This is a genomic window from Stenotrophomonas maltophilia group sp. SKK55 (assembly GCF_057179845.1).
This window is the reverse complement of sequence record NZ_JBXUHP010000001.1, coordinates 11,889-24,004: the sequence shown is the minus strand read 5'-3', so window position 1 is coordinate 24,004 and position 12,116 is coordinate 11,889. Positions and strand designations below refer to the sequence as shown.

Annotated in this window: 13 protein-coding genes; 6 read left to right on the top strand and 7 right to left on the bottom strand. The window is 67.5% G+C overall.

Annotated features, from left to right (window positions below; all coding sequences use genetic code 11):
* Positions 1-61 precede the first annotated feature (61 nt).
* From AC2A1N_RS00130 to AC2A1N_RS00105, 6 genes are read left to right on the top strand one after another with little or no spacing between them, the layout of a single operon-like run.
* Positions 62-682, top strand: a complete 621-nt coding sequence (locus AC2A1N_RS00130; protein ID WP_005415338.1) for a LemA family protein — start codon at positions 62-64, stop codon at positions 680-682.
* A gap of 3 nt (positions 683-685) precedes the next feature.
* The gene (locus AC2A1N_RS00125) at positions 686-1,573 is read left to right on the top strand and encodes a TPM domain-containing protein (RefSeq protein WP_484371179.1); all 888 of its coding nucleotides are present in this window, start codon (positions 686-688) and stop codon (positions 1,571-1,573) included.
* Positions 1,573-2,067 (top strand): TPM domain-containing protein, encoded by a 495-nt coding sequence (locus tag AC2A1N_RS00120; RefSeq protein ID WP_005415340.1) that lies wholly within the window; start codon positions 1,573-1,575, stop codon positions 2,065-2,067. Before AC2A1N_RS00125 ends, AC2A1N_RS00120 begins: the two co-directional genes overlap by 1 nt.
* Positions 2,068-2,118: 51 nt before the next feature.
* Positions 2,119-3,006: a prolipoprotein diacylglyceryl transferase gene (gene lgt, locus AC2A1N_RS00115; protein WP_099494710.1), complete on the top strand. Its 888-nt coding sequence runs from the start codon at positions 2,119-2,121 to the stop codon at positions 3,004-3,006.
* Positions 3,003-3,797: a thymidylate synthase gene (locus AC2A1N_RS00110; protein WP_061478354.1), complete on the top strand. Its 795-nt coding sequence runs from the start codon at positions 3,003-3,005 to the stop codon at positions 3,795-3,797. Before lgt ends, AC2A1N_RS00110 begins: the two co-directional genes overlap by 4 nt.
* A 5-nt stretch (positions 3,798-3,802) precedes the next feature.
* Positions 3,803-4,294 (top strand): dihydrofolate reductase, encoded by a 492-nt coding sequence (locus AC2A1N_RS00105; RefSeq protein WP_111178738.1) that lies wholly within the window; start codon positions 3,803-3,805, stop codon positions 4,292-4,294.
* A gap of 86 nt (positions 4,295-4,380) precedes the next feature.
* Here AC2A1N_RS00105 and AC2A1N_RS00100 read toward each other — a convergent pair whose 3' ends face one another.
* The 7 genes from AC2A1N_RS00100 to lptD are packed head-to-tail and all read right to left on the bottom strand — an operon-like array spanning position 4,381 to position 12,085.
* Positions 4,381-5,028 carry a DUF1287 domain-containing protein gene (locus tag AC2A1N_RS00100; protein WP_242894118.1) on the bottom strand — a complete coding sequence of 216 codons (648 nt, stop codon included), beginning with the start codon at positions 5,026-5,028 and terminating at the stop codon, positions 4,381-4,383.
* Positions 5,025-6,047: a symmetrical bis(5'-nucleosyl)-tetraphosphatase gene (locus AC2A1N_RS00095; protein WP_111201128.1), complete on the bottom strand. Its 1,023-nt coding sequence runs from the start codon at positions 6,045-6,047 to the stop codon at positions 5,025-5,027. The genes AC2A1N_RS00100 and AC2A1N_RS00095 overlap by 4 nt, the downstream gene beginning before the upstream one ends.
* A 15-nt stretch (positions 6,048-6,062) precedes the next feature.
* Positions 6,063-6,446: a Co2+/Mg2+ efflux protein ApaG gene (gene apaG / locus AC2A1N_RS00090; RefSeq protein ID WP_008268668.1), complete on the bottom strand. Its 384-nt coding sequence runs from the start codon at positions 6,444-6,446 to the stop codon at positions 6,063-6,065.
* A 13-nt stretch (positions 6,447-6,459) separates the two neighbouring features.
* Positions 6,460-7,263, bottom strand: coding sequence for a 16S rRNA (adenine(1518)-N(6)/adenine(1519)-N(6))-dimethyltransferase RsmA (gene rsmA / locus AC2A1N_RS00085; RefSeq protein ID WP_134969481.1), 804 nt, complete (start codon positions 7,261-7,263; stop codon positions 6,460-6,462).
* Positions 7,260-8,240, bottom strand: coding sequence for a 4-hydroxythreonine-4-phosphate dehydrogenase PdxA (gene pdxA / locus AC2A1N_RS00080; RefSeq protein WP_111008015.1), 981 nt, complete (start codon positions 8,238-8,240; stop codon positions 7,260-7,262). The genes rsmA and pdxA overlap by 4 nt, the downstream gene beginning before the upstream one ends.
* A gap of 3 nt (positions 8,241-8,243) precedes the next feature.
* Positions 8,244-9,587, bottom strand: a complete 1,344-nt coding sequence (locus AC2A1N_RS00075; protein ID WP_484371175.1) for a peptidylprolyl isomerase — start codon at positions 9,585-9,587, stop codon at positions 8,244-8,246.
* On the bottom strand, positions 9,584-12,085 hold the full coding sequence (gene lptD, locus AC2A1N_RS00070; protein ID WP_484371173.1) for an LPS-assembly protein LptD: 2,502 nt from the start codon (positions 12,083-12,085) through the stop codon (positions 9,584-9,586). The genes AC2A1N_RS00075 and lptD overlap by 4 nt, the downstream gene beginning before the upstream one ends.
* Positions 12,086-12,116 lie beyond the last annotated feature (31 nt).

Below are 12,116 nucleotides of genomic sequence, written 5' to 3'. Positions count from 1 at the left end.
TGGCCGGTCTTTCACCCGAACCATGGCATGCTCGGCGCCAAGCCCACCCGGAACCTCCGCCATGCGCCTGTTCACCCGTGTCCTGCCCCTGATGCTGCTGGCCTCCCTGTTGTCCGGCTGCGGCTACAACGCCATCCAGCAGAAGGACGAGGCGGTCAAGGCCAGCTGGTCCGAAGTGCTCAACCAGTACAAGCGCCGCGCCGACCTGGTGCCCAACCTGGTGCAGACCGTCAAAGGTTTCGCCAGCCAGGAAGAGCGCGTGCTGACCGAAGTCACCAACGCCCGCTCGCGTGTCGGCCAGATCAACGTCAACGCCGATGACGAAGCCTCGCTCAAGCAGTTCCAGCAGGCCCAGGGCGAACTGGGTAGTGCGCTGTCGCGGCTGCTGGTGGTGACCGAGAACTATCCGGTGCTGAAGTCCGACCAGAACTTCCGCGACCTGCAGGCCCAGCTGGAAGGCACCGAAAACCGGATCACGGTTGCGCGTGGTCGTTACATCCAGCAGGTGCAGGACTACAACACCTACATCCGTTCGTTCCCGCAGGTGATCACCGCCAAGATCTTCGGCTACAAGACCAAGCCGAACTTCACGGTGGACAACGAAGCGCAGATCTCCAACGCACCGGCGGTGGATTTCGGCAACGCGCCGCAGCAGCAGCCGGCACCGCAGCCGGGCCACTGACCGATGCGCCTGGCCACTGCGCTGCTGGCCCTGCTGCTGTGGCTGCCGCTGGCGGCACAGGCTCAGCAGCTGGCGCCGATTCCGGCGCTGGACTCGCCGGTGGTCGACACCACCGGCACGCTGGAGGCTGCGCAGAAGCAGGCACTGGTGCAGCAGGCGCTGGACCTGCAACAGCGCAAGGGCAGCCAGCTGCAGGTGCTGGTGGTACCCACCACACAGCCGGAGGACATCGCGCAGTACACCACGCGGGTCTTCGACCAGTGGCAGATCGGCCGCAAGGGCGTGGATGACGGCGTGCTGCTGGTGGTGGCCAAGGACGACCGGCGCGTGCGGATCGAGCCGGGTTACGGTCTTGAAGGCGCGATTCCCGATGCCATCGCCAACCGGGTCATCCAGGAATACCTGGTGCCGCGTTTCCGCGCCGGCGACTACGCTGGTGGCATCACCGATGCAACTGCGGTGCTGGTCAAGCTGATCGATGGCGAAGCGTTGCCGGCCCCGGTCAGCGGTCATCGCGGGCGCGAGCCCGGCGGTGGCGGCGACACCTGGTTCCTGGCGCTGTTCATCGGCGTGTTCGCCGGCAGCATCCTGCGCGGCGTGTTCTCGCGCGTACCGCGACCGCTGCGCGGCCTGCTCGGCGGTGCCGGTGCGGCGCTGGCGGCGTTCCTGTTCACCTCCACCCTGCTGGCCAGTGGCCTGGCCGGCGTGGTTGGCCTGATCGTGGCGATGCTGTCCGGCCACCCGGGGCGCTTTGCCGGCGGTGGTGGCTGGGGCGGCGGCCGCTGGGGCGGGGGAGGCGGCTTCGGCGGTGGTGGTGGATTCGGCGGTGGTGGCGGCTGGGGCGGCGGCGGTGGCCGTTCCGGTGGCGGTGGCGCTTCGGGAGGCTGGTGATGATCCAACGTCTGTTCCGCCATGTATGTTCGCCGTCGGTACGTCGCGCGTTCCCGCCAGCCACGCTGCAGGCGATCACCGAGGCCATCGCGGCCGGTGAGCAGCGCCACGGCGGTCAGGTGATGTTCGCGGTGGAGGCCGATCTGCCGCTGGCCGCGTTGTGGCACAAGGTCACCCCGAGGCAGGCCGCCGAGCATGCCTTCGCACGCCTGCGCACCTGGGACACCGCTCACAACAACGGGGTGCTGATCTACCTGCTGCTGGCCGACCATGCCATCGAGATCGTCGCCGACCGCGGCCTGCATGGCCGGGTCAGCCCGGCGCAGTGGCAGCGGGTCTGCACCCATCTGCGCGAGGGCCTGCGTGGTTCCAATCCGGTGGAAGCGCTGCAGGATGCCATCGACGAGGTCTCCAGCCTGATCGAAGGGCACTTCCCGGCCTCGACGCGGTCGAACGATGACGCGTTGCCGAACTCGCCCCAGCTTCTTGGTTGAGCCGGGGCGGCACTGGCCCGAGAATAGGCGTTCAACCGCAAGGCACCTTCCATGATCTATTTCCACGACATCGACCCCATCGCCCTCTCGCTGGGGCCGATCAAGGTGCACTGGTACGGCATCATGTACCTGCTGGGCTTCACCGCTGCCTGGCTGCTGGGACGCACGCGCATCGCTGCCGGTCGCCTGCCGGGCGTCGACGCCAACGGCTTCTCCGACCTGCTGTTCTACGCCATGCTTGGCGTGGTGCTGGGCGGGCGCATCGGCTACATGCTGTTCTACGCGCTGGGCGATTTCCTGCACAACCCGCTGCTGCTGTTCAAGGTGTGGGACGGCGGCATGAGCTTCCATGGCGGCCTGCTGGGCGTGCTGGGTGCCTGCTGGTGGTGGTCGCGCAAGCACGCGCTGCACTTCTTCGACACCATGGATTTCATGGCGCCGCTGGTACCGCTGGGCCTGGGCTTCGGCCGCATCGGCAACTTCATCGGCGCCGAGCTGTGGGGCAAGTACACCGACGGCACGTGGGGCGTGGTGTTCCCGTCGGGCCTGCCGGCGCCGCTGAACCAGTTGGACCACGCGACCCTGCAGGCGCAGTTCGCCACCGGCGCGCTGAACCAGTTCGCCCGCCATCCCTCGCAGCTGTATGAAGCGTTCCTGGAAGGCCTGGTGATGTTCGTGGTGCTGTGGACGGTGTCGGCCAGGCCGCGCCACCGTTACCTGGTCGGCGGCCTGTTCGCGCTGATGTACGGCCTGTTCCGCTTCGCCGTCGAATTCGTACGCATGCCCGACAACGGCGTCTACGTGGCCTTCGACTGGCTGACCCGTGGCCAGATCCTCAGCCTGCCGCTCATCGCCTTCGGCCTGGTGCTGCTGGCGATGTCGCGCCGCGCGCCGGTGCTGCAGCCGCAACCGGTGATGGCTGCGGAGGGCAAGGCATGAAGGCCTACCTGGACCTGCTCTCGCACGTGCTCGAGCACGGCGCCGAGAAGAGCGACCGCACCGGCACCGGTACCCGCAGCGTGTTCGGCTGGCAGATGCGTTTCAATCTGGCCGACGGCTTCCCACTGGTCACCACCAAGAAACTGCACCTGCGCTCGATCATCCACGAGCTGCTGTGGTTCCTGAAGGGCGATACCAACATCGGCTACCTGAAAGACAACCAGGTACGCATCTGGGACGAGTGGGCCGACGAGAACGGCGACCTCGGCCCGGTCTATGGCAGGCAGTGGCGCAGCTGGGCCACCGCCGATGGCCGCGAGATCGACCAGATGCAGTGGCTGGTGGACGAGATCAAGCGCAACCCCGATTCGCGCCGGCTGGTGGTCAGCGCCTGGAACGTGGGCGAGCTTTCGCAGATGGCGCTGATGCCGTGCCACAACCTGTTCCAGTTCTACGTGGTGGACGGCAAGCTCAGCTGCCAGCTGTACCAGCGCAGCGGCGACATCTTCCTCGGCGTGCCGTTCAACATCGCCAGCTATGCGCTGCTGACCCACATGGTGGCGCAGGCCACCGGCCTGGGCGTGGGCGACTTCGTGCATACGCTGGGCGACGCGCACCTGTATTCGAACCACTTCGAGCAGGCGCGCGAGCAGCTTTCGCGTGAACCGCGCGCGCTGCCGAAGCTGTGGTTGAACCCGGAGGTGACCGACCTGTTCGGTTTCCGGTTCGACGACATCCGCATCGACGGCTATGACCCGCACCCGGCGATCAAGGCGCCGGTGGCGGTGTGAGTGCCATGAAGCTCTCGATGATCGTGGCGTTGGACCGCAACCGTGGCATTGGCCAGGGCAATGCAATGCCCTGGCACCTGCCGGATGATTTCAAGCACTTCAAGGCGCTCACCCTGGGCAAGCCGATCCTGATGGGGCGCAGGACGGCCGAGTCGATCGGCCGCGTGCTGCCGGGGCGGACCAACCTGGTGCTGACCCGCAGCGGGCAGGTGCCGTTCGCGGGCATGCGCGCGGTGGCGTCGCTGGATGAGGCGAAGGCGATTGCCGAAGGCGAGGGCGCCAGCGAGCTGTGCATCATCGGCGGCGGCGAGATCTTCCACCAGCTGCTGGACCAGGCCAGCGACCTGTACCTGACCTGGGTCGATGCCGAAGTCCCCGCCGATACCCATTTCCCCGAGGTGGACGTGCAGGACTGGCGGGAAGTGAGCAGCGAGCCGCATCCGGCCGATGACCGCCACGCCTATGCGTTCCGTTTCGTGCATTACGTGCGCCGCTGAGGATGGTTTCCTGTAGAGCCGAGCCATGCTCGGCTGCTGTTGCCTGACACCTCCCGTAGCCGAGCATGGCCCGGCTCTACAGGGGCCTACGGCATCCGGTAGTGCCCGATGATCGCGTGCTGGAACAGCAGGTTCTCTTCACGCGTGCCGCGTGCGATGTTGTGCAGCACCAGCGGTGTGCCATTGGCCAGCCTCCGGTCGGAGACGATGCCGACATGCAGCAGACCGTTGCCGTTGAGCTTCCAGGCCACGATGTCACCGGCCGCATAGTCGGTGGCGAGGGCGGTGACCGGTTGCTGCCAGCCCTGCCGTTCGAACCAGCGCATCAGGTTCGGCACACGTCGATGATCAATGTTGCGGTCCGGCCGTGACAGGCCCCAGATCGCGGGATACGCGCTGAAGTTGCCGCGCATGTCTTCATGCACGCGCGCCTGCAGGTCCAGGCCCTGGCTGCGCAGGGCGCGCACCACCACGTCGGTGCACACGCCGCGATCAAGCGGGACGTCGCCGCCAGGATAGGACAGGACCTGGTAGGCGGGATCGTAACGGGTGGTGACGCCGATCTGCGCGCGCGCTGCAGCCACCAGTGGCGGCGAAGGCGCCTGCGGTTGCGATGGCGTGCGGCCGGCGTTTCCGCCGCCGGTGGGAGCCGGGGCCGAAGCAGGCTGGCAGCCGCTGGCCAGGGCCAGCGTCAGCAGCAGCACCCTCCATGGTGCCCAGCCGCGTCGCGTCATGCCTGCGGCGCGGCGCCGTTGTTGTGGGGTCCACCGGAGCCCCCACCGCCACCACCTCGACGGCGACGACGGCGCGGACCACGGTTGCCCGGGTTGGCAGCAGCGGCGTTGCCGCCGCCCGGTTCCTTGCCCTGCACCGCAGCGGCGGGGCGCTCGTGCGCCGGTCGCGCCGGCGGGCGGGCGTGAGGTACGGGTGCCGGTACATCGCGGCCCGGCACCTGCACCACGCGCAGCTCGTCGGTATCGAGCTGGATCGCGGTCAGCTTGCCGCCCCAGACTGCGCCGGTGTCGATGGCGTGCACGCCCTGGGTGATGGTCAGGCCCAGCGCCGACCAGTGGCCGCAGACGATCTTGAGGTCGCGCTCGACCCGGCCCGGTACTTCGAACCAGGGGTAGAGTCCCTGTTCCTGCGTGCCGGGGGTGCCCTTGTCCTCGATGCCGATGCGCCCGCGCGGGGTGCAGTAGCGCATGCGGGTGAGCACGTTGATGATCGCGCGCGAACGGTCGTAGCCGGACAGGTTCGGCGCCCAGCTTGGCTTGTCGCCGTACATGTTGCGGAACAGCTTGCGGTAGCCGGCGCCGTGCAGCTGCACCTCGACTTCGGCAGCGTGCTTCTCTGCCATCTGCGTGGTCCACTTCGGCGCCAGGCCGGCGTGCACCATCATCCAGCCCAGCTCGCGATCCACATGCACCAGCTTCTGCAGGCGCAGCCAGTCCAGCAGTTCGTCGCGGTCCTCGGCCTGCACGATGCGCAGCAGGTCCGGGTTGACCTTGCGCTGCTCCTCTTCGGTGCGTGCACCGACGGCCAGCAGCGAAAGATCATGGTTGCCCAGCACCACCACGCTGTGCTCGCGAAGCGAATGCACCAGCCGCAGCGTTTCCAGCGACTGGCCGCCACGGTTGACCAGGTCGCCGCAGAACCACAGGGTGTCCTGGGCCGGGTCGAAGCGGATCTTCTCCAGCAACCGCTGGGTAACGTCGTAGCAGCCCTGCAGGTCGCCGATCGCCCACACACTCATCGTTCGGCCTCCGTGTCAGTGCAGGGTACGCGGCACGGCCAGCACGAACGGTGCGACCGGCGCGGCAAATTCGGTGCCATCGTCGGCGACCATGTCGTAGTGCCCCTGCATGGTCCCGTGATCGGTTCCCAGCATGACACCGGACGTGTAACGGAAGTCTTCACCGGGGCGCAGCCGCGGCTGCTCGCCGATCACCCCGTCGCCATCGACATGCTCGACACGGCCATTGGCATCGGTGATGCGCCAGTGGCGTGCGACCAGGCGTGCGGCGACCCGCCCCTGGTTGTGGATGCGGATCGTGTAGGCGAACGCAAAGCGACCGTCTTCCGGCGCGGATTGATCGTCGAGGAAGCGCGGCGCGACTTCGACGGAGATGGCATATACGTCAGCGTCTTCCATACCGGCAGTGTAATCAGGAGGCATTGGCCAAAGCGATGAATTCGGCCACGTCCAGCTGTTCGGCGCGGGCATCGGGACGCACGCCGGCAGCGATGAACTGCTCGGCGGACACCACATTGTTCAGGGCATTGCGCAGGGTCTTGCGGCGCTGCCCGAAGGCGGCCTTGACCACCTCGGCGAAGCGCGTGTGGTCGTTGATGCTGATCGAGGCCGGGTCACGCGGCACCAGCCGCACCACGGCGGAATCGACCTTCGGCGGCGGCCGGAACGCGCCCGGCGGCACCACGAACAGGGAGGTCACCTGGCAGTAGGCCTGCAGCATCACGCTGAGGCGGCCATACACCTTGCTGCCGGGGCCAGCCGCCATGCGGTCGACCACTTCCTTCTGCAGCATGAAGTGCATATCGCGGATCACCGCGGCATGCTCCAGCGCATGGAACAGGATCGGCGAAGAGATGTTGTAGGGCAGGTTGCCGACCAGGCGGATCGGCTGGCCGTCGGCAAGTTCGGTGAAGTCCACGCGCAGCACGTCGCGGTGGACGATGGTCAGCTCGCCCAGCGGCTCGGCGGCGGCGGTCAGCGGCGCGATCAGGTCGCGGTCGAACTCGATCACCGTCAGCTTCGGGTGCACGCGCAGCAGCGGCAGGGTGATCGCGCCCTGGCCGGGTCCGATCTCGACCAGGCGGTCACCCTCTTTTGGGTTGACCGCCATCACGATCTTGTCGATGTAGTGGCGATCGGCCAGGAAATGCTGGCCAAGCTGCTTCTTGGCCGGTGCGGTGAACACCGGGCCGGAGGGGGAATGCGGGGAATTCATGCGCTCAGTGTACGTTGCCGCGCCAGCTGCGCACACAGCGTCGTTGCCGCCTGCAGGCTGGAAGGATCGGCGATGCCGCGGCCGGCCAGGTCCAGCGCGGTGCCATGGTCGACCGCCACGCGCGGGTAGGGCAGGCCCAGGGTCAGGTTCACCGCCTGCTCGAAGCCGGAATACTTCAGCACCGGCAGGCCCTGGTCGTGGTACATCGCCAGCACGGTGTCGAAGCCGGCCAGCTTGGCCGGCAGGAAGGCGGTGTCGGCCGGCAGCGGGCCGACCAGGTCCATGCCCTCCGCGCGCAGGCGCTGCAGCAGCGGGATGACCAGGTCCAGTTCTTCGCGGCCCAGGTGGCCGTCTTCGCCGGCATGCGGGTTCAGCCCGAGCACCGCGATGCGCGGCGCAGGCAGGCCGAACTCGCGGCGCAGCGCGGCATGCACCGTGCGCAGGGTGTGTTCCAGGCTGGGCGCGGTGATCGCATCGGCCACCTCGCGCAGCGGCAGGTGGGTGGTGGCCAGCGCCACGCGGACAATGTGATTGGCCAGCATCATCACCACCTTCACTCCGGCCTGGTCGGCCAGCAGTTCAGTGGTGCCACTGTAGGCAATGCCGCCTTCGTTGATGACCGCCTTGTGCACCGGGCCGGTCACCACACCGTGCAGCTCACCGGACAGGCAGGCCTGGCCGGCGCCGAGCAGGGCACCGATGACCGCGCTGGCATTGGCCGGATCGGCCTGGCCGAAGTGGCTGGGCGCCGCGTTGCGGACGGCGCGCAGGCGCAGATCGCCCGGGACGCGTGCTTCGGCGTCCTCGGGCAGCAGTTGCAGGGGCAGGTTCAGCGCGGCCGCGGCCGCGCGCAGGGTGTCCGGGTCGGCGAAGGCCAGCAGCCGGCAATCTTCACGCGGCTGCTGGACGAGGCGGACACACAGCTCCGGGCCGATCCCGGCGGGCTCGCCCGGTACCAGAGCGAGCTCGGGGCGCATCGGTCAGGACTGCGGCGGAGTGGCGGTGTTTTCCGCGCGGTCGCCGCTGCGGAAACTGACGTAGGCTTCGCCACGCAGTTCCTGCAGGAAGCGGTTGTACTCGTCTTCCAGCTTGCGACGGCCGATGGTCTCGCGGACCTGGGCACGCTGGTTGTCGGTGGTCACGTCGGTCTGGCGGGTCGCCACGCGCTGCACGATGTGCCAACCGGCGTCGGTGCGGAACGGCTGGCTGACGCCACCATCCTGCAGGCCACTCACCTGCTGGCCGAAGGCCGGACCGAACGCGTCAGCCGGGAACCAGCCGAGATCACCGCCCTGGCCCTTGCTGTTGTTGTCCTCGGAGGACTCCCTGGCAACGGTCTGGAAGTCGGCGCCGCCAGCAATGCGGGCGCGCAGGGTATCGATCTTGGCCTTGGCAGCGGCATCGGTCTGGTTGTCGTCCACGCGGACCAGGATGTGGCGGCCGTGGTACTCGGTGACCGTCTGCTCACCGGCGGCGGAACTGCTGTCACGCACTTCCACCAGCTTCAGCAGCTGGAAGCCGCTCGGGCCGCGGATCGGGCCGACCACCTCGCCCGGCTTCATCCTTTCCATCAACTGGGCAAAGGCCTGCGGGATTTCATCCAGGCTGCGCCAGCCCAGATCGCCGCCTTCCAGTGCGTTCGGGCTGTCCGAATAGCGCACGGCCGCCGCGTTGAAGTCCAGCTCGCCCTTGTCCAGCAGGGCCTTCACGCCATCGGCCTTCTTCTGGCCGGTGGCGATCTGGTCGGCGTTGGCACCGTCGGGCAGGGCGATCAGGATGTGCGCCAAATGGTACTGGTTGCCTACCGTGGCCTGCTGCTTCAGCGCGGCGTCGACTTCACCCTCGCTGACGCTGATGCGGCTCTGCGCGAAGCTCTGGCGCAGGCGCTGCACGGTGATCTCGTCACGCACCGACGCGCGGAAATCGTTGAAATCGATACCGTCCTGGGCCAGGCGCTGGCGCAGGGCATCCAGGTTCGAACCGTTCTGCTGGGCGATGGCGTTCATCGCCTGGTTCAGCTCCTGGTCGCTGACACGGATGCCGCTGCCCTGGGCGCGGGCCACCTGCAGCTTGACCAGCACCAGGCGTTCGAGCACCTGGCGGCTGAGCACGTCTTCCGGCGGCAGCTGGTTTTCGCGGCCGGCATACTGCGCCTTGATGTTGGCGATCGCACGCTGGAGCTCGCTCTGCAGGATCACGTCCTCATCGACGACGGCGGCGATGCGGTCAAGCGGCTGCGCCTCCTGGGCAAGCACCTGCAGGGGGGCGGACACGCTGGACACCGCCAGCAGCGAGGCGAGAAGAACGGGGAAGCGCTTGGTCATGGGATCAGGTTCGGATCGTAGTCATCCCGGGTCGCCCCGGTGTTGCTCGGCGGCACGAGATAGAGGTCGTCGCGGTTGTAGCCGAGGATAGCACGGCGCAGGGTACGGTCCGTGTCCTGCCCCAGAGAGCTCAGGCCCTTGAGCACGAACTCCAGCTGGATGGCGTTGTTCATCTCGCCTTCGCGGTTGCGGACGTAACGGCGGGCGACCGCACGCACGGCCAGGCAGCAGCTGTCCCACTGGACGCCGGCGATGATTTCCAGCGGTTCCTTGTCCTGCAGCGAGTAGTAGTAGCGGCCGACCAGGCTCCAGCGCGCATTCAGCGGGTACAGGAACGACAGGTCGGCCTGTTCCAGCAGGGTACGGTCGTGCTTGTTGGCGGTGGCCGGGGCGCCCGAGTTGATGCGGTAGCGGTAGCTGAGGTTGATCACGCCATCGTTGGGCATCAGGTAGCGGGCACGGACGCTGGCCAGATCCTCGCGCTTGTACTTCGGGTCCCACTGGTAGGTGGCACCCAGGGTCCAGCGGTCGTTGATCATGTAGTTGCCGTCGGCGATCCACGCCGACTTGCCCTTTTCCACCGGCGCGCCGCCCGGGGTGACGGTCACCCGCGACTCGTCGAAGTACTGGATCTGGCCGATCGAAGCCGAGAACCGTTCCTTGCCGGTGGTCTGGTCGATGAACCGGGTACTCAGTGCCAAGGTCAGCTGGTTGGCATCGTTCTGGCGGTCGGCGCCGGTATAGCGCGAGTCGCGGAACAGCTGGCCCCAGCTGAAGGTGAAGTCACGCGTATCGAAGATCGGCAGCTCGTCCTGGTTGCGGTACGGCGTGCGCAGGTAGAACAGGCGCGGTTCCAGGGTCTGCAGGAAGGACTTGCCGCCGATACGGGTCTCGCGGTCGAAGAACAGGCCGGCGTCGATGCTGCCGATCGGCAGGCTGCGGCTGGGCGAGGTGTTGCCGCGCAGCTGTTCCGGTGTGGCGGTGTTCGGGTCGATGCCCTGCGAACGCAGGATCTGGCCACGGATACCGTCCACGCCGTCGGCCAGGCCGCGATCCAGCTGGTAGGCGGTATAGCGGTAGGCCAGGGTCGGCGTGATGTACCAGGCCGCGCCACTGATCGGGAACGACACGTACGGCTTCACGTCCAGACGCGAGCCGCCGCTCACATTCAAGCCCTCGGTCTTCCGGCGACCATCGCGCGTGTACTGCAGGTCGGGTCCCGCATCGGCGCCGTACTTGAAGTTGATGTCGTCGTGGGTGAAGCGCACGGCTTCGGCATAGATGCCGGTTTCCAGCCACGGCAGGACCGGCTTGTCCCAGTTGAGGTACAGGCGCGGCTGGCGGTTGTACGGCAGCGCGCTTTCATTGAGCGTGTAGTCGGTCAGCTGCCAGCGGTCGGCCATGATGCCGGCCGTCCAGTTCCTGCCGGTGCCGTACAGGCCTACGGTGCTCTGCAGGTTCGAGGCAGTCACCCCGACCAGGCGGTTGGCGAAGTCCTCGACATAGCGCTCGTCGCTGACCCAGGCCAGGTTGGCGCGGGCCTGCCAGTGGCTGTCCACGTTGTGGTAACCGCTGAACATCACCCGGCCGCGGTCGCGGTCGCGCAGCTTGTCGTTGGGCATGAACGCGGTCAGCAGTTCACCGCGGCCGCCGTTGTAGAGATAGCGGAACTCGTTGTCGAGCATCAGGCCGCGCCGGCTCATGTAGCGCGGGGTCAACGTGTCGTCGTAGTTCGGCGCCAGGTTGAAGTAGATCGGCTGTGCGTAGTCGAATCCGTTGCGCCCGGACATGCCCAGCTGCGGGAACAGCAGGCCGGTCTTGCGGCGGTCATCGATCGGGAACTTGAAGTACGGCGCCCACAGCACCGGCACCTTGCCGATCCGCAGCACGGCGTTGCGGGCGGTGCCGAAGCCCTCGTCGTTGTCCACTTCGATCTGCGGCGCCGACAGCTTCCACACCGGCTGTGACGGGTCGCAGGTGGTGTAGGTGGAGCGGTGCATCTGGCCGACCGCGCCCTGCAGGTCGACCGACTCGGCATCGCCGTTGCCGCGGCGCGACACCAGCTGGTACTTGATGTCGGTGATCTTGTGGGTGTCGCTTTCCTGGTTGCCCTCGGCGCGCTTGGCGACCATACGGATCGAGGAGTCCTGGTAGCGGACATTGCCGTCGGCGATGTAGTTGCCGCTCTCGGTATCGAAGCTGAGCTTGTCGGTGCCGACGAACTGGTCGCCGCGGCGCAGGGCCACGTTGCCTTCGTACTGCGGCACGGTGGTCGTGCCCAGCAGCTGGTCACCCTCGATGTCGGTCGGCTGCTGCTCGCGCGCAGCGCTGGCGGCGGCCTTGTCCTGCCCCGGGACCGGGGTGGGGGCATCGGTGAACGCGGGAATCACGTCGGTAGCCGGGCACAGGCCCCAGTTGAGCGGCTTTTCATCGGCCATTGCCGGCAGGCAGATGGCGATGCTCAGAGGCAGGGGAAGCAGGCGGAGGGCTCGGCGCACGCGGTTCGGATTCGGGCGAAAACGGACGGTA

Coding starts and splice junctions, on each gene's coding strand:
- AC2A1N_RS00110 (WP_061478354.1), top strand. CDS start 3,003: ATGAAGGCCTACCTGGACCTGCTCTCGCACGTGCTCGAGCACGGCGCC.
- rsmA (WP_134969481.1), bottom strand. CDS start 7,263: ATGAATTCCCCGCATTCCCCCTCCGGCCCGGTGTTCACCGCACCGGCC.
- AC2A1N_RS00075 (WP_484371175.1), bottom strand. CDS start 9,587: ATGACCAAGCGCTTCCCCGTTCTTCTCGCCTCGCTGCTGGCGGTGTCC.
- lgt (WP_099494710.1), top strand. CDS start 2,119: ATGATCTATTTCCACGACATCGACCCCATCGCCCTCTCGCTGGGGCCG.
- AC2A1N_RS00100 (WP_242894118.1), bottom strand. CDS start 5,028: ATGACGCGACGCGGCTGGGCACCATGGAGGGTGCTGCTGCTGACGCTG.
- AC2A1N_RS00125 (WP_484371179.1), top strand. CDS start 686: ATGCGCCTGGCCACTGCGCTGCTGGCCCTGCTGCTGTGGCTGCCGCTG.
- apaG (WP_008268668.1), bottom strand. CDS start 6,446: ATGGAAGACGCTGACGTATATGCCATCTCCGTCGAAGTCGCGCCGCGC.
- AC2A1N_RS00130 (WP_005415338.1), top strand. CDS start 62: ATGCGCCTGTTCACCCGTGTCCTGCCCCTGATGCTGCTGGCCTCCCTG.
- AC2A1N_RS00105 (WP_111178738.1), top strand. CDS start 3,803: ATGAAGCTCTCGATGATCGTGGCGTTGGACCGCAACCGTGGCATTGGC.
- pdxA (WP_111008015.1), bottom strand. CDS start 8,240: ATGCGCCCCGAGCTCGCTCTGGTACCGGGCGAGCCCGCCGGGATCGGC.
- AC2A1N_RS00095 (WP_111201128.1), bottom strand. CDS start 6,047: ATGAGTGTGTGGGCGATCGGCGACCTGCAGGGCTGCTACGACGTTACC.
- AC2A1N_RS00120 (WP_005415340.1), top strand. CDS start 1,573: ATGATCCAACGTCTGTTCCGCCATGTATGTTCGCCGTCGGTACGTCGC.